The sequence below is a fragment of the Pseudomonas caspiana genome, assembly GCF_040224095.2.
GTDB classification, from domain to species: domain Bacteria; phylum Pseudomonadota; class Gammaproteobacteria; order Pseudomonadales; family Pseudomonadaceae; genus Aquipseudomonas; species Aquipseudomonas caspiana.
Window position 1 is genome coordinate 3,296,267 of sequence record NZ_CP167995.1, and the last position, 16,640, is coordinate 3,312,906.

The following is a 16,640-nucleotide window of genomic DNA, read 5'->3' on the forward strand; positions in this document are numbered from 1 at the left end:
AAACCCGTGACTGCTGCTTATCTGACCAAGCGTTTGCTGTTGGTCGTGTACACCTTGCTGATCGTTTCACTGCTGGTCTTTGCCATCACGCAGATACTCCCGGCAGATGCCGCGGTGACGTTGCTCGGCCAGAGCGCCACGCCCGAAGCCTTGGCTGCACTGCGCGCCAGACTCGGTCTGGATCAACCCGCGTGGCTGCAATTCGGCCGCTGGATGATGGCGGTCCTGCAAGGCGATCTGGGTGTGTCAATGCGCAATGGCCAGCCCGTGCTCGGCTCGCTGGTCGATGCGCTGGGACGCTCATTGTTGCTGGCAGGCTGCTCGCTGCTGTTGATGCTGGCGGTGGCAATCCCTTTGGGGATCATCGCCGCTGTACGTCGCGGTCGCCCGGTGGACCTGATCATCGGCGTGTTGTCGTATATCGGCGTTTCGTTGCCGGAATTCGTCACCGCCACATTACTGATCCTGCTGTTTGCCGATGTCTGGCAATTACTGCCAGCGACCGGTTACGTGCCACTGGGTGACAACGTTGGCGAGAGTATTCGCCACTTGATCCTGCCGACGCTAACGGTGTCGATGATCATGGTTGCCCATGTCTCGCGCATGGTGCGCTCGGAGATGGTCGACGTCCTGGAAACCGACTATATACGCGCGGCACGTCTCAAAGGCCTGACCCGGCGGCGGGTGTTACTGCGGCACGCACTGCGCAATGGCTTGCTGCCGACGATCACCATCGTCGCTCTGGACGTAGGCTATCTGCTGGGCGGCATCGTGGTGGTTGAAGAGATTTTCAACATTCCCGGTATTGGCCGCGAGCTGCTGGTGGCCGTTGCCGCCCGCGACTTGCCGGCTATTCAGGGCGGCGTGTTGATCCTTGCTGCTACCTATTGCCTGGTCAACTTCGTGGCTGACCTGACCTATGCCTATCTCGACCGGCGAATTCAATATGCGTAATGTTTTTTACCGGCTGCTAACCACGCCGCAAGGCTTGCTCGGCAGTCTGATCCTGTTGTTGGCCGTGGTACTGGTCGTCGCAGGACCGGCTCTGGCACCGTTCGACCCGGAAGCCATTTCAATCCTTGCCCGCTACAAAGCCCCCAGTCTGGTGCATTGGCTGGGTACCGACCAGTTGGGCCGAGACATCTTCAGTCGCTTGCTGATTGGCGCACGGGCGACGATTTCGCTGTCTGTTTTCGCCACCGTCATGGCCATGCTCATCGGTGCATTGCTAGGCACCGTCAGCGGCTACCTCGGCGGGCGTATCGACGAAGCACTGATGCGTACGCTGGATGCAGTGATGTCGATCCCCACCCTGTTGTTTGCACTGTTGATTGTCAGCACGCTGGGCAGAAGCGACTTCAACGCGGTACTGGCGATCACCATTGCCTTCGTGCCCGGCATGGCGCGTATCGCTCGTAGCGTGGCCCTCGCTGCTCGCCGTCAGGACTACGTCAATGCGGCGATTGCCCGTGGTGAATCCACTGGCTACATCGTCGTGCGGGAAATGCTGCCCAATATCGTGGCGCCGATCATCGTCGAAGCAACCATCCGCGTGGCCTTCGCCATCATGCTGTTCGCCACCCTCAGCTTCCTCGGCCTTGGCGCGCAACCACCGCAGCCGGAATGGGGCCTGATGGTTGCCGAAGCCCGCCGCTATTTCTTCCAGGCACCGTGGATGATGCTGATGCCAGGCCTGGCGATCGCGATCATTGCGATCGGTTTCAATCTGTTGGGCGATGGCTTGCGCGATGCCCTTAATCCCAAGGGGCAGCGCTCATGAGTACCGTCTTGCAAGTGGCTGATTACAGCCTCGACTATCAATTGTCCACGGGCGCCCTGCATGTTCTGCAAAATATTGATTTCAGCGTCGCGGCAGGCGAAGTCGTCGGTCTGGTCGGTGAGTCCGGTTCAGGCAAGACCACCCTTGGCTGGGCGATCATGCGGTATCTGGCTGGCAACGCTAGGGAGCTTGGCGGCAGCATCAGCCTACAGGGCGAGAACCTGCTGCAGATGCCTCAACGTGAGGTAGAAAAGCTGCGTGGCGGACGTTTGGGGATGATTTTTCAAGACCCGAGCGCCTCGCTCAACCCGACGCTCAGCCTTGGCGAGCAAGTGGTCGAAGTGCTAACCCGACACCGAAACCTGGGCTATCGCGAGGCCTGGGCCTTGGGCGAGCAATTGCTGGCCGATGTCGACCTCAAAGACCCGGCCGCCATGATGAAGCGCTTCCCTCACGAAGCGTCCGGTGGTGAGAAGCAACGCGTGCTGATTGCGACAGCCTTCGCGTGTCGCCCCCAGTGTCTGATTTTCGATGAGCCGACCACGGCCCTTGACGTGATCAGCTCCGCGCAGATCCTGCAGTTGTTCCGCCGCCTGCGCGAAGAAACGGGCGTTGCTTCTCTTTATATCTCCCATGATCTGGCTTTGGTGTCGCGAGTCGCGGACCGGGTTTGCGTCCTCAATCAGGGACGCATCGTCGAGCAGGCAAGTGGCGGGCGTATTTTCAGCGCCCCAAGTGATCCTTACACGCAACGTCTGGTGGCCGCCGTACCAGCCGCAGACAAGCGTCTGCTGGATGAACAGAAAGCCATGGGCGCCCCGCTGCTGCAAGTCAGCGACCTCAACGTTCGTTATGGTCGGCCCGGCATGCTCGACAGCCTGCTGCGGCGCAAGTCAGTGCCCTCAATGGGTGCTCGCGATATGAACCTGAACATGGCGCGCGGTGAAATTCTCGGCATCATCGGCGAGTCCGGCTCGGGTAAATCGACCCTGGCCAAGGCCCTGACCGGTTTAACGCCGTTCACCGGCGCTGTGTATTTCGACGGCAAACCGATTTCCGGCCCGGCGCAAATGGATCGCGATTACCGACGCAAAGTGCAGATTATCTTTCAGCACCCGGATGCGTCGCTGAACCCACGCCAGACCATCGGTCAGATCCTTTCGCGACCATTGCGCCTGTACGGCCTGAGCGACGGCGAAACGGAGGCTCAGGCCATTGCCCGACTCCTTCGTGAAGTGCGTCTGCCCGAAGACTTTGCCAGCCGCCACCCTCACGAGTTGTCGGGCGGACAAAAGCAACGTGTGGCCATTGCGCGTGCCTTCGCCGCCCGCCCGGAACTGGTGATTTGCGACGAAATAACCGCCGCGCTGGACGTCTCGGTGCAGGCCACGGTGATCGAACTGCTCCTGGAGCTGCGCCGCCAGCACGGCACCGCGTACCTGTTCATTACTCATGACCTCAACCTGATCCGGCAGATCGCCCATCGCATCGCCGTGATGTACCGCGGCGACTTGCTGGAAATTCTGCCCGCCGTGGATATGGCCGCGCAGGCCACTCACCCCTATACCCGCGCCCTGCTCGACGCAGTGCCGCAGCCTTTGAATGAATTGGAGCCCCAGCATGACGCCTGAAGCGCTACTCGACCGCATTGACGAGGCGTACTGCCTGGATTTTCTGGCGCGCATGGTGCAACACAAAAGCTACAGCGCCACCCCCGAAGAACGGCAACTGGCCGAATACATGGCGGGGCAAATGCAGGAGCTGGGTCTGCACGCCGAACTGATGCCGGTTCCAGGCGAGCGCCTGAATGCGATCGGAACCCTGAAGGGACAAGGCGGCGGCCATAGCCTGCTGTTCAACGGGCACTTGGACACCAACCCGGTGACCGAGGGCTGGACCGTGGACCCTTGGGCCGGAAAGATTGATGACGAGTTCATCTACGGTATTGGCGTGTCCAACATGAAGGCCGGCGATGCGGCCTATTTCTGTGCGCTGAAAACCTTGATCGATGCCGGTATCAAGCTCAAGGGCGATGTCATCCTCACTTATGTGGTGGGTGAACTGCAGGGCGGCATCGGGACCATTGCGGCCATCGATCAAGGCGTCAAGGCGGACTACTTCATCAACTCCGAGCCCACCGACTTGCAGGCCGTGACCCTGCATGTGGGCTCTTTGATGTTTGTCATTGAGCTGACCGGCGACACCCGTCACCTGTCCAAGCGTGAAGAAGCCGTGGACGTGATCACCGCTGCGGTGCAATTGATCCCGCAGATCAACGGCATCACCTTTAGCGGAGCCCGCTCGCCGGAACATGAAAAGGTCAACCGCGGGCATATCGGCGTGGTGCGCGGCGCCCTTGGCCGCGACCTCGAAGAATGGCGTCCTCCGCAAGTCGCAGACTTCTTGCGTTTGCGCGGTTCGGCGCGCTACACCCCGGGCCAGACCGTAGAGTCGGTACTGGCTGATTTGCAGCGCCTGCTGGATCAGCTCTGCGAGCAATTTCCGGGGTTGCAGGCCACGCTGATCAATGACAGTGACAACCAACCGCTGATGCCGCCGTTCGAAGTGTCCCACGACTCGTTGATCGTCAAGGCCGTCAATGAGGCCTACCAACAGGTGCGAGGTGAACCGCAACCCACCGGGATCATCACCCCGCCCGCCTATTTCGGTACCGACGCGGCGCATTTTTATCAGCGTCTGGGCATGCAAGGCGTGGTCTGCGGCCCCGGTGGCAAGTTCAACACCATGCCGGACGAACGCGTACACATTAGCGATTACCTGGACATGGTGCGCGTCTACATTCTGGCCATCCTCAGCATTTGTGAGGTCGCCGAATAGCTCTGCTTCGAATTGCCCTGTTTTGAATAACGCTGCATCTAATGACAGTGAATTCACGCACAAGAATTCATAACCAGACGGCAAGGACGCCAACATTTTCTGTAGGAGCTGCCGAAGGCTGCGAAGCATTTAGCCTGACACACCGCGATCGCAGCCTTCGGCAGCTCCTACAGGTCTGATTCCGCAGGCAGCAGTATCAAGACCTGCGAATAATCTTGATCGAGTGCGTCAGTGTCGGTTTGCGTGTCACGCTGATGGCTCGGCGCGTGACGATATCGAGGGTGATGTTCCAGTAACCACTGCTCGGTACAGTAATTTTGGCTGGAAACGTATCGAACGCTCCGCCGTGATAGGTATGCCGTCCGCCGTTCTTGAAACTGCGGAAGTTTGCATCGCTCATCAGGCGAATGTTGCAGGTCTGCGAAGCCTGAATGACCACGATATCGTCTTCATTGAGGTGTTCACGCTGGTGTATGAATTTCATTTACCGCTCCGGCCAGGTGGGTCAGGCCTTTCTGTCGTTGAAAGCTTCAAGCCTTTTGGGCAAGGATCGCGGCCATCAGCCCCGGAAATCGACTGTCCAGGTCATCGGTTCGCAGCGAGTTCATGTGCGTGGTGCCTACGTTCTGGGTCATGACCAGACCTGCATCACGCAGCACCCGAAAATGATGGGACATGCTCGACTTGGGTCTTCCGCCGTCAAGCTCGCCACACGTGGCCTGAGGCACGCTGCCCAGATGACGGACAATCTCCAGACGGACCGGATCGCTCAAGGCATGAAACACGCGCTCGAGTTCGAAGTCGCTGGCAGGGGGATGTTTGAATGGACGCATGGGGCGAATCATACACGGGGGTTTACCAGACAGCTATTGTTCGAATAGTATCGAACAAACGAAACATCATCCCGAGGCCTGTTCAATGTCTGCTTTATTCCAACCGTACACCCTGAAAGACATCACGCTGCGTAATCGAATTGCGGTTCCGCCCATGTGCCAATACACCGCTGTCGATGGCCTGATTAACGAATGGCATCAGGTTCATCTGGCAGCCATGGCCCGCGGCGGTGCAGGTCTGGTTATCGTCGAAGCTACTGCGGTTTCGCCCGAGGGCCGGATCACTCCGGGTTGCACCGGTATCTGGAACGATGAATTGGCGCAGGCGTTTGTGCCTGTCGTGAAGGCCATTAAGGCAGCAGGTTCGGTACCTGGCATTCAGATTGCGCACGCCGGTCGCAAGGCCAGTGCCAACAGGCCATGGGAGGGTGACGATCATATCGCCGCTGATGATGCACGCGGCTGGCAGACCATCGCCCCCTCCGCCATTGCCTTTGGCGCTCACTTGCCGAAGCAGCCAACGGCCATGACCCTGGACGACATCGCCCGTGTTCGCGAGGACTTCGTCGCTGCGGCCCGCCGGGCGCGGGATGCCGGTTTTGAGTGGCTGGAACTGCACTTCGCACATGGCTATCTGGCTCAATCGTTCTTCTCCGAGCACTCCAACCATCGCGAAGACGCCTACGGCGGCAGCTTTGAAAACCGCAGCCGTTTCCTGCTGGAAACCCTCGCTGCCGTACGCGAAGTCTGGCCAGAGCATCTGCCACTGACTGCGCGTTTCGGCGTACTGGAATTTGATGGCCGCGACGAGCAGACGCTGGTGGAGTCCATTGAATTGACTCGTCAGTTCAAGGCCGCAGGTCTGGATATGTTGAGCGTCAGCATTGGCTTCAGCATTGTCGAGGCGCAAATCCCTTGGGCTCCGGCGTTCATGGGGCCTATCGTCGAGCGTGTACGTCGCGAAGCCGACATTCCGGTTTCATCCGCATGGGGCTTTGGGTTCCCGGGGGTCGCCGAGCAGGCGGTCAAGGATGGTCAGCTGGATCTTGTGATGGTCGGCAAGGCTCACCTGGCCAACCCGCACTGGGCCTATTTTGCCGCTAAAGAACTGGGTGTTGATCGGGCATCCTGGACATTGCCAGCGCCGTACGCTCACTGGCTTGAGCGCTACTAAGCGTTAGCTGCGCCGATTATCAAGCGAAAAGCAGAAAGGCGACCCGGTGTCGCCTTTCTGCTTTCTCAAAAGCTGCTTGTCGCTGTACGTGGTTTATCTGGAGTCGTTGTCCCAGACCCATCCCCACAGTCCCGGCAAGTGCACGGCCACCGCACTGCTGGGCACCGTTCGTGACATGGCGGCGCGTTGTAATTCAGCGCGGTCGTCATAAAACGCCTTGGGAGCGACTTTCAGACCGGTTGCCTGGGCGCTGTCCAGCAGTATCTGCAGATATTCCCGAGTATGCCGCGCGGTGTAGCGATTCAAGTCGTGAAACGTCACCACAATCGGGATGGCACCATCTACCGCCGCAAATTCGCCGGCAGCAATTCGCTCGCGCACTTCGGACATTTCCCTAAGCATATGAGCACGTCGGCGCGGGCTGGCATTGAAACCCCAGATCTTGCCGTCATTGGCGCTGATATCGGTCAGCAGCACGTGCAGACCATGGCGCTGGTAAGCAGCAAATGTACGCTGATCGTAGTTCCAGAATGGCGGACGAAGTAAGGTTGGCGCGCTCCCCATAGTTGAGGCAATGATCGCGCTACCTTCCTGTAAGGATTGCTCCAGTACTTCGGGGCTTAACGAGCGGTGGTTGGTATGGCCAGCGGTCCCCGAGTGAAAGCCCAGAATATGCCCTGCGGCGCTTTCGCGACGCATGATCCTGCGCCCCCGATCGCTGTTGCCCGCGCGCGAAACACCGGTCTGAACGAAGAAGATCGCTTTGATATCGTTTTGCACGGGATTCTGCGCGAGGCTATGCAGCACTTGCAGTGTCGGGTTGGCCAGGCTGGAAGCGCTCGGACCATCGTCAAAGGTCACAACAAAGCGCACAGGTGGTTGCTGGTCCAATCGTTCCGAAGTTTGCTGACTCAGGGGGATAGGCGCCGAAATACACCCCGCCAGAACCGCCGAAAGGGTCAGTCCGGTTAAAACGATACAGATACTTCTCATTTGCCGTGGTTTTTCCGGATTACAGCCGCAAGGTATGGCGCAGAGTCTCTTCAGGCACCATTGCGAAGCAGATCGTGAGCGGTCTGGCGAAGAAGGCAACAGCCAGTCCACCCAAGTCTTTTTGCCTGGATGTGCCGGATGATGCGAAAGCAACCAAGTGTATACGCCGGCCATTTGGCTGTGTAGATATTGATGCTCTCGTGCTCACCGCCCTCGCCTGCCACCGGTATCGTCCAAGCCCGGCAGGGCCTGAATCAGATCCAGTTCACAGCTCGATCCGCTGCATTCTTATTAACTGACTATGATCCATTCCAATCGTGATAACTTCGCTGCCAGTCGGGTTTGAACGGGTATTTTCCGTACTTGCAGCAGGGATAAATAAGCCGATTATCTGCAACTCGTCGTTTTTTATAAAAAAATGAATTTTTTCGGGTTTGATTTGTTCAGATATCGGGGAGCAACAAAATGGATCCACGTTGCAGTGCTTCCCGATTTTTAATGTATGAGGCTGAGGAAAGGAAAAATGACTCAATCACCGCAGTACGGGGAGTCCTCGCAAAACCAGGATCTGATCTTGATCGTCGAAGACGAACCGATGATCCGGGACTTTGTGCAGGAAATTCTGGAGTTCGAGGGCGGCTTCAGGACTGAGTCTGTGGAAAATGCCGATCAGGCAGTTGAGTACCTGGAACAGCATGCGGGTGATGTTTCGCTGCTGCTGACTGACGTACGCATGCCCGGCAGCATGGATGGCATCGCATTGGCCAATCTGGTTGCAACAAAATGGGCTATTCCCATTGTGGTCATGTCAGGTCATGGAACACCCGGTAGCGACCAGTTGCCTACCGATGTTTTGTTTATCGCTAAACCCTGGACCATTTCCCAGTTGCTCGATGGTGTCAACGACACCCTCAGTGCGAGTAAAGCGCCGTTAAGCGTACCCGCCAGCGAAATTCGCTGAAAAAACGTTGCCTGGAATTCCCGAACTGCCTTTTCGATCTGAAACCTTAAGGGCAGTTACCCGACGTTAAATCATCTGTCAGCCACTGAGCACTTTGGCTCTGGGTTCAACAAGCCGACTGGCTGGCAGATGGTTTATCTGATGGTTTATCTAAAATCCCGACTACGTACATCCAGCCCGGTCAACAAAGGCGTCAGGTCATACATGCGTTGAGCAATCAAATGACGCACACCCCCTTGTGATTCCAGACGACCAAACACCTGAAGCAGTTGTGATCCCACCAGCACTTTGCGCTGACGCTCGGCAAGGTCACGCCAGACCACCACGTTGACCATCCCGAACTCGTCCTCAAGTGTTACGAAAGTAACGCCGCTGGCCGTACCTGGACGCTGACGACCGACCACCAGCCCAGCCACACTAAGGGTCCGGCCATGCTCAAGTTCGAGCAAGTCTTTTGAACTGCGAAACCGTTTGGCAGCCAGTTGTCGCCGCAACATCGCCAACGGGTGCGGCCCTAGCGTAGTACCGGTCATGGCGTAATCAGCCATCAAGTCTTGCGCCACCGTCGGCAACGGCAGTGCCACTTGAGTTTCCTCAGTCGCGTGCTCAGGTCCAAACAATGGCCGCTGCGCCTCAACACCGGCCACCTCCCAGCGGGCCCGATGCCGATGTCCAATCAGGCCGCGCAGCGCTCCTGCATCAGCCAGTTGCTCTAACGCTCGTCCGTCCAGACCGGCGCGCTGGCTCAAATCGCTGGCATCGCGCAACGCACTGCGGGCGCGCGCCATTTCGATACGTCGACCATCGTCTTCACGAAATCCCCGAACCATGCGCAGTCCCATCCGCAACGCCAGTGAGCGATTACGATCGCTATGCTCGACAGGCTCAAGGGAGCAATCCCAATCGCTATAACGCACATCTACGGGGCGGATTTCGATGTGGTGGCGACGGGCGTCCTGCAGGATTTGATCCGGGCTGTAGAAGCCCATGGGCCAACTGTTGATCAATGCGCAGGCAAACGCCGCTGGCTCATGGCATTTGAGCCAGCAACTGGCGTAAGTCAACAAGGCGAAACTGGCCGCATGAGACTCCGGAAACCCGTAGCTGCCAAAGCCCTTGATCTGCTCAAAGATGCGCTGAATGAAGGCAGGCTCGTAACCATTGGCGGTCATTCGTTCGGCCAGACGCACCCGATGTGGCTCCAACCCGCCGTGACGCTTCCAGGCGGCCATGGAGCGACGCAACTCGTCCGCTTCTCCCGGTGAGTAGTCGGCGGCAATGATTGCCACCTCCATGACCTGCTCCTGAAACAAAGGTACGCCCAGGGTACGTTTGAATACTTTCTCCAGCCTGGGCGAATAGGTCACTTCCTCTTCGCCATTACGCCTGCGCAGATAAGGATGAACCATATCGCCCTGAATCGGCCCCGGACGAACAATGGCGACTTCGATCACCAGATCGTAAAACTCTTTGGGTTTCATGCGCGGCAGCATGGCCATCTGCGCCCGGGATTCAATCTGAAAAACCCCGATGGTGTCGGCACGACCAATCATTTCGTAAGTGGCCGGATCATCAGCTGGCAGTGTGGCCAGAGTCCATTTATCTCCCCTATAGCGGCTGACCAGATCGAAAGTCCGACGTAACGCGCTGAGCATGCCCAGCGCCAGAATGTCGACCTTGAGTAAACCAACCGCGTCCAGATCGTCCTTGTCCCACTGAATGATGGTTCGATCAGCCATGGCTGCGTTTTCAACCGGCACCAGCGTGTTGAGCGGGTGCTCGGAGATCACAAAGCCACCGGGGTGCTGCGACAGGTGCCGGGGAAAGCCGATCAGCTCTCGGGTCAGTGTCAGCACCCGGTGAAGAATCGGCGTTTGCGGATCGAAACCGCTTTCACGCAGGCGCTCCGCCGACGGCAACTCATCACTCCAACTGCTGAAGCAATCGGCCAGGGCATTGATCTGATCAGGTGGCAGGCCCAGTACTCTGGCGACATCGCGCACCGCGCCTGTGCCGTGATAAGTGCTCGCTACAGCCGTCAGCGCGGCCCTGCCCCGGCCATAGCGTTGAAACACATACTGCAAAACCTCCTCGCGGCGCTCGTGTTCGAAGTCCACGTCAATATCCGGCGGTTCGTTACGCTCCTTCGAGATGAAGCGCTCGAACAGCAGGTTGCTTTTTTCCGGGTTCAGTTCAGTGATGCCCAGCGCAAAGCACACCACCGAGTTGGCCGCCGAGCCACGCCCCTGACAAAGGATGTCGCGGCTGCGAGCAAATGTGACGATGTCATGGACCGTCAGGAAATAGCTGTCGAATTTCATTTCGCTGATCAGGCGCAGTTCCTTTTCGATCTGTGCCCTTGTCTCTGGCGCAGGTCCGAGTGGCCAACGCCTGCGCACACCTTCTTCGGTTTTTTCTCGTAACCACGAAGTGGACGTATGCGCTGGCGGCACAAGCTCGTGGGGGTATTCATAGCGCAACTGGCTCAGGTCAAAACAGCAGCGACGGGCAATCCGTGCGGTTTCAGCCAGCAATGCTTCGGGGTACAGCGCAGCCAATGCACTGGGCGAGCGCAAATGCCGCTCGCCATTGGGAAACAGGTGATGACCTGCTTCGGCGACTGTTGTGTGCTGGCGAATGGCAGTCATAGTGTCCTGCAAGGCTCGCCGTCCGCGGGCATGCATGTGGACGTCGCCGCTGGCTACGGCGGAAATATGCAGAGTGCTCGCCAGCTCCAGAAGTTTATCCAGGCGCTGCTGATCATCGGGGCCGCAATGCAGCTCGACAGCCAGCCACAACGCCTCGACAAAATGGCCCGCAAGCCATCGGCCCTGCTCTAGCAGGACACTGCCAGGCAGGTCAGTGTCCGGGATCCACAACGTCATCAATCCCGGTAACGGCAGGCTCAAATCGCTACGAAAGAGTTGATACTGACCCTTTTTGGCTCTACGCCGGGCCACGGTTATCAATTGGCACAGCGCCTGATAGCCCTGCAAATTCTCTACCAGCAGAACTACCTTGGGGCCGTCAGCGATCTGTATTTCGCTGCCGACGATCAATGCCACTTCGGTTTTTTTAGCGGCTTGCCAGGCGCGGACGATTCCCGCCAGGGTGCATTCGTCAGTGATCGCCAGCGCGGAATAACCGTGGGCTTTGGCACGCTCGAACAGCTCAAGGGCACTGGATGCGCCACGCTGAAAGCTGAAGTTCGACAGGCAGTGCAATTCGGCATAGTGATCGCTCATGCAAACCAGCCATGGAGCAATAGCTCACCTTGCTCACCCACGGGGCGATAAGCCCAGCCACGCTGCCCGGTTCGGGTCTCGATCAAGTAATAATCGCGACGAACATCGCCACCGTCCCACCACCCCGACTCAATCCGTTCAGGTCCGGCAAGAATCCGTGTACCTACGCCCTGAACAGGCTGTGGCTCTGGTAATAACCAGCCAGGCCTTGGGACACCCGGCGCGCTGGATCGGGTCTTGGCCACCACATCGCGCTGCCAGGCGCATTCAGGACGATGGTCAGCGTGCATCTGCAAAGCGCTGACTGAATCATCACCAAGACGCGCCCGCAAGCGTTCGCGCAATTGCTCCCAGGGCAAGGCCTGCTGTGGACGCTCGTCGAACAGCTCCCGATGTGCCGGAACAAAAGCTGGCAGATCCCGCGCCAACAAACGCACGGCCTTGACGGGTGATGTCACCTGAATCTGCTCAAGTCGGCCTCTGGCCAGCTCAAACAACATGCCTGCTTCGCGTTCGGCACTGAGTAACCCGACAGGCACAACGCTGTCTGGCCCGTCGTTATGCTCCAGATACAGGCCAAAACGCTGCACACCGCTGTCGCGGCCGGCCAGAAACGCCGCCAGATCTGCGATAAGACGTTTGAGCGGGAACAGCAGCGCCTGATGAGACTCGACATCGAAATTCAGCTCGATGCGTACATCGAAATAGTCCGGCGGTACATAACATTCCAGAGCAACCGGACGCTCGCCCAGCAGGTTATCGAGGTGATGCAGCACCTGCGCCGGAAAGCGCCGGGCCAAGGTGTCGCGTGGTAAACCAAGAACCTGACGCAGGTTACGCAAGCCCATGCGGGACAGCGCTGTAGCGGTGTCCCGGCTCAATCCGGCCCGATCCACAGGCAGTTGCTCCAGCTTGTGGCGCAACTCTCGGGGGCAGGTGACGGCCAGACCATCATGAGCGTTGGCCAGCATCCGTGCTGCGACAGGGTTGGGGGCAACGACGATGCGATGACTGAAACCCAGCGCGGTCAGCTCCTGACGCAGCCGCGCTTCGAACACCGGCCATGGACCAAACAGGCCCAGGCTGGACTCGATTTCCATCAGCAATACCCTTGGGTACTTGAGGCTGACCTGGGAACTGAAGCAGTAGGCCCATGCAGCGAGCAATCGGTGCAAACGCTCGGTTTCGGCCGGGTCATGTTCGACCGTGGCAAACTCCTTGACCAATACCTGCGCACTGGTCAGGGATTGACCTGGACGCAAGCCCAGCGCCCTGGCAGCAGGGTTTACCGCTTGCAGAATACGCCGCTGCGCAGTGCCACTCAGCAACGCTAATGGTGCGTCGGGTTCAGCGCGACGGCGCATGACGCCGTCCAGTGCCATTTGTGGCAGCAGGACACAGGCCCACAGCATAGGAACCTCAGGCGTCAGTGGAAAACGGAATGGGTGAAACGGGTGCCAGACCGCCACGGCACTTGAGCACGCGTAACTGGCCAGGCCTGGTATCGATAGCGATACGTAACGCTGCGGGGGACGGGTTGTGCACCGCCGTCATTGGCCGACAGGCGAATGCCAGCGTCTGTCCCGTTTCAGCGGCCACCTGCAAGCGCCGCAATGCGCGATCATCTACGTGGCGCGGCCAGCACAGAACCGCACCGCAACTGCCGGAACGCAGACATTGTTCAGCCGCCCAGAGCGCATCACGCTCGCTGGCCTGAATCACGCTGACCTGACGCATGTCTATTCCGGCCGCCAGCCAGGCCTGGGGGTATGGAATATAAGGAGGAGCCACGAGCACGATACGCTCGCCGCTGTCGGTCAACCGGGCGAATGTTGGCCAGAGCAGGCGCAATTCGCCGCTACCATCAGCTGCAATAAGGATTTCACTGAGTGCCGAGGCGGGCCAGCCTCCCGCTGGCAACACCTTGTCCAGCGCTGAATGGCCCGTGGGCTGCAAGCCGACAGGCGCGGTGTGCTGTCTGCCTTTCCAGACCCGGCGCTCGTCCAGCAGCGCATCGAGACTGACCACGGCGCCCATCATGCACGCCTCACCAGACCGCAGAACACGCCTTCAATGGCGAAATCCTGATCCGGCTCTACAACGATGGGAGCATACGCCGGGTTGCGCGGCAGCAGGACAAAGGTATCGCTGCCCTTTTGCAGGCGCTTGATGGTCACTTCACCGTCGAGCCGTGCTACCACAATTTGCCCGTCATGAGCATCGCTGCTGCGGTGCACGCCCACCAGATCACCGTCAAGGATGCCATCCTCGATCATCGAGTCACCCTGAACCCGCAACAGGTAATCAGGCACGCGGGAAAAGGTACTGCGGTCCAGCAGCAAGGTGTCGTGATAGTCCACGTCCGGTCCGATCGGCATACCTGCAGCCACCCGGCCCATAACCGGAATCTCCAGCAGTTCGGGACGTGGGGTGGACTGCACCAGACGAATACCTCGCGCCTGATTGGGCATGACCTCGATCAGCCCTGCTTCGGTGAGGGCAATAATGTGTTTGCGGGCCACACTGCGCGAAGCAAAGCCAAAGGCTTCGGAGATTTCGGCCAGGCTCGGGGATTGACCCTGCTGCGCGATACGATCGCGGATGAAGGTCAGGATGGCGCTACGTTTGGGAGATAATGTGCTCATGGAGCACATTTGTACTCCATTGCGTTATCGGTGACTAGAGCATTTGGTCGCCGCGTCATGTGGTACTCAAAAAATCAGCTCGGACAACCCTCAGCACCGTCGTTAAGCCCCTGCTTGTAGTTCTCGTATTCCAGCGTGGCTTTGCCATTGACCCACCTGAGGGTCAGGACCAGCACTGAATCGAAATCATCACCAGTCCAGTCATCCAGGAGTTTGATTTTCTTTCCGGAAGCCTCTTCGGCCACCTTGTTGATCAGTTCCGGCAGATAACCGTGAGACCAGGCCGTATAGATCGTAGCGTCGTGATACTTGTCGCGCATCAACTCATCAGCCAGCGCGCCGGTGTCATTGGCACCGAAATCAATATTGACCGGCAGACCAAGCTTGATGGCGCTCGGGCCAACGGTCATCAATGGCCGAAGGTAGCTATAGGAAAGATCACCCTCGCCCTCTTCCACATGACGGCTGGGGCTGGCGGCAAAGATAAAGTTGGCCTTACCGAATTGTCGTGGCAGCAGTTCGGAGAGATCAATGGCGCGGTTCAGGCCTTGGCAGTTGAGTTGCCCGAGCCCCATGGAGGGTTTCTCCGCATGGCGCATGAACACCAGCGTCTGGGTACCGTTCTTGGGTTCGGCATGTACGCCTTTGCCCAGGCTGAACAGTGCAATGGAGGAAGCGACCAATGCCACGGGAACAAAAAACCAGGCACAGCGGCGCTGAAACCGGCTGAGGATGGGGGATTTGAGAATATTCATGAGTCTCTGATTTTTGGTGTGCAGTAGTGAGGTGCGTAGCGTGAAATGCTTCCCTGACTGGGTCAGCTACCCCGTACAACTCCCTTTTTCGAGCACTCCGAAGCGTGTCCCTGAAACGCCCCACAGCCTAACGCGCACATGTTTCGATCTTGTTGACGTGCCAATAGGAGTCAAAATAGCCCCTAAGGTTTCACCAGACACTCCCGAAAGCCGGACAAATCAAAGAGTAAGGTGTAATTGAATGTGTGTTTTCTCAGCTATAAACACTCGGTCTGCTGGCGTCTTCTACTTGCGAAGCCCACAGAATACGGCACTGAGCGCTACCGCCAGACCCGCCAGAGCATACACCCATACCGCCGAAGTTACAGGCAACAATAGCCCCGCCAATAAAGGCCCGATGCCCGCACCGATATCCCGCCAGACCGCATTGGACGCTAATGCCTGCACGCGATCAGGCCCGGGATTGCGCTGAGCAACCAGCGTTGCCACCAGCGGCAGCTGCACTGCACGCAGCACCAGTACGCCGCCCGCGCCCAGTATCAGCCAGTGCGAGCCAAAAGCGGTCAGCGCAATACAGGTCAGGACAGAGCAGACCACCAGCATGCGCACCGCGCCAAAGTGGTCCGCAGCACGCCCTCCCAAAGGGCTGAGAACCATTTCGGAAACATAGCGCAGGGCCAGAAGAACTCCGGCAACCACCACCGCATTCGCGCCCATGACAGATTGCGCCTGCAAAGCGAGACCGAAGATAAACAGGCCGTCCAGCGCAACACCTTCGATGAATGACCAGACAGCGACACTGTCAGGTGCCTTGAACCGACGACCAGTCGGTGCGGGCATGCTATGCGGGCTGTCGGGCAAGCTTCGGGCGAGCCACCAACCGACAGCCGCAGCAACCGCCAGCAGTAGGAATATCAGCCGTGGGCCAAATTCGATACTTAATAAAGCGCCCAGCGGCAGTGCAATCATCGGTCCTATGGCAATAAAGGCTCTGGATCGACCCGAACGATGAGCGGCACCCGCCGCATCCGAAGTCGCCAACACTTGGGTCGAAAGATTCATGGCCGCATAAGCCAGCCCCCACCCCAGGCGCAATATCAATAGCCACCAAAAGCCCGAAATAAACGCATTACCCAACGCACAAATGGCAGCCGTTGCGGCGGCCAGCATGACCGTAGGCCGATCCCCCTTGCGTGCGTAGTAACGCACCACATAGCTGTAACCGAAGATCCGCACCAACCGGTTAGCCGCCAGCAACACACCCGCTTGCGCGAGGGTGATACCAAAAGCCTGCACATGCATGGGGAGCAAGAGATACAGCAAGACATCGCTGGGTAGACACAGCGCCAGAACAATTGCGGAACGACGGGAAGCCACATCAACAGTGCGCAGAGCCGAAGCCATATCCAGAAAAAT

At 58.5% G+C, this 16,640-nt stretch carries 15 protein-coding genes; 6 read left to right on the forward strand and 9 right to left on the reverse strand.

The features are described 5' to 3' along the window. The first annotated feature begins 6 nt into the window (after positions 1 to 6). From ABRP31_RS15115 to ABRP31_RS15130, 4 genes are read left to right on the forward strand one after another with little or no spacing between them, the layout of a single operon-like run. Positions 7 to 954, forward strand: coding sequence for an ABC transporter permease (locus ABRP31_RS15115; RefSeq protein WP_349969103.1), 948 nt, complete (start codon positions 7 to 9; stop codon positions 952 to 954). After that, the gene (locus ABRP31_RS15120) at positions 947 to 1,780 is read left to right on the forward strand and encodes an ABC transporter permease (protein WP_087264173.1); all 834 of its coding nucleotides are present in this window, start codon (positions 947 to 949) and stop codon (positions 1,778 to 1,780) included. Before ABRP31_RS15115 ends, ABRP31_RS15120 begins: the two co-directional genes overlap by 8 nt. Then, positions 1,777 to 3,411, forward strand: a complete 1,635-nt coding sequence (locus ABRP31_RS15125; protein ID WP_349969105.1) for an ABC transporter ATP-binding protein — start codon at positions 1,777 to 1,779, stop codon at positions 3,409 to 3,411. The genes ABRP31_RS15120 and ABRP31_RS15125 overlap by 4 nt, the downstream gene beginning before the upstream one ends. Next, on the forward strand, positions 3,401 to 4,618 hold the full coding sequence (locus ABRP31_RS15130) for a M20/M25/M40 family metallo-hydrolase (RefSeq protein ID WP_349969108.1): 1,218 nt from the start codon (positions 3,401 to 3,403) through the stop codon (positions 4,616 to 4,618). The genes ABRP31_RS15125 and ABRP31_RS15130 overlap by 11 nt, the downstream gene beginning before the upstream one ends. Before the next feature lie 196 nt (positions 4,619 to 4,814). Here ABRP31_RS15130 and ABRP31_RS15135 read toward each other — a convergent pair whose 3' ends face one another. Both ABRP31_RS15135 and ABRP31_RS15140 read right to left on the reverse strand, forming a co-directional pair. Beyond that, entirely contained in the window at positions 4,815 to 5,102 is a 288-nt protein-coding gene (locus ABRP31_RS15135) for a DUF1883 domain-containing protein (RefSeq protein WP_349969110.1), read from the reverse strand. A gap of 46 nt (positions 5,103 to 5,148) precedes the next feature. Beyond that, a complete protein-coding gene (locus ABRP31_RS15140) occupies positions 5,149 to 5,451 on the reverse strand; it encodes a helix-turn-helix transcriptional regulator (protein ID WP_087264167.1) in 303 nt (100 codons plus the stop codon). Positions 5,452 to 5,536: 85 nt separating this feature from the next. On the opposite strand from ABRP31_RS15140, the gene ABRP31_RS15145 reads away from it, so the two are divergent. Beyond that, positions 5,537 to 6,625, forward strand: coding sequence for an NADH:flavin oxidoreductase/NADH oxidase (locus ABRP31_RS15145; RefSeq protein ID WP_349969112.1), 1,089 nt, complete (start codon positions 5,537 to 5,539; stop codon positions 6,623 to 6,625). A 93-nt stretch (positions 6,626 to 6,718) separates the two neighbouring features. On the opposite strand, the gene ABRP31_RS15150 is transcribed toward ABRP31_RS15145, so the two are convergent. Beyond that, on the reverse strand, positions 6,719 to 7,618 hold the full coding sequence (locus ABRP31_RS15150; protein ID WP_349969113.1) for a polysaccharide deacetylase family protein: 900 nt from the start codon (positions 7,616 to 7,618) through the stop codon (positions 6,719 to 6,721). 523 nt (positions 7,619 to 8,141) lie between these two features. Here ABRP31_RS15150 and ABRP31_RS15155 point away from each other — a divergent pair. Next, entirely contained in the window at positions 8,142 to 8,579 is a 438-nt protein-coding gene (locus ABRP31_RS15155) for a response regulator (RefSeq protein ID WP_349969114.1), read from the forward strand. A gap of 146 nt (positions 8,580 to 8,725) precedes the next feature. Here ABRP31_RS15155 and ABRP31_RS15160 read toward each other — a convergent pair whose 3' ends face one another. The 6 genes from ABRP31_RS15160 to ABRP31_RS15185 form a co-directional block, all read right to left on the reverse strand. Next, on the reverse strand, positions 8,726 to 11,824 hold the full coding sequence (locus ABRP31_RS15160) for an error-prone DNA polymerase (protein WP_349969116.1): 3,099 nt from the start codon (positions 11,822 to 11,824) through the stop codon (positions 8,726 to 8,728). After that, positions 11,821 to 13,236 carry a DNA polymerase Y family protein gene (locus ABRP31_RS15165; protein WP_349969118.1) on the reverse strand — a complete coding sequence of 472 codons (1,416 nt, stop codon included), beginning with the start codon at positions 13,234 to 13,236 and terminating at the stop codon, positions 11,821 to 11,823. Before ABRP31_RS15165 ends, ABRP31_RS15160 begins: the two co-directional genes overlap by 4 nt. Positions 13,237 to 13,243: 7 nt before the next feature. Beyond that, on the reverse strand, positions 13,244 to 13,861 hold the full coding sequence (imuA, locus tag ABRP31_RS15170) for a translesion DNA synthesis-associated protein ImuA (RefSeq protein WP_144443217.1): 618 nt from the start codon (positions 13,859 to 13,861) through the stop codon (positions 13,244 to 13,246). After that, positions 13,861 to 14,478: a transcriptional repressor LexA gene (gene lexA, locus ABRP31_RS15175; protein ID WP_349969120.1), complete on the reverse strand. Its 618-nt coding sequence runs from the start codon at positions 14,476 to 14,478 to the stop codon at positions 13,861 to 13,863. Before lexA ends, imuA begins: the two co-directional genes overlap by 1 nt. Before the next feature lie 65 nt (positions 14,479 to 14,543). After that, positions 14,544 to 15,224 carry a hypothetical protein gene (locus tag ABRP31_RS15180; RefSeq protein ID WP_349969121.1) on the reverse strand — a complete coding sequence of 227 codons (681 nt, stop codon included), beginning with the start codon at positions 15,222 to 15,224 and terminating at the stop codon, positions 14,544 to 14,546. Between the two features lie 285 nt (positions 15,225 to 15,509). Next, a complete protein-coding gene (locus ABRP31_RS15185) occupies positions 15,510 to 16,628 on the reverse strand; it encodes an MFS transporter (protein WP_349969123.1) in 1,119 nt (372 codons plus the stop codon). Between the last annotated feature and the right edge of the window lie 12 nt (positions 16,629 to 16,640).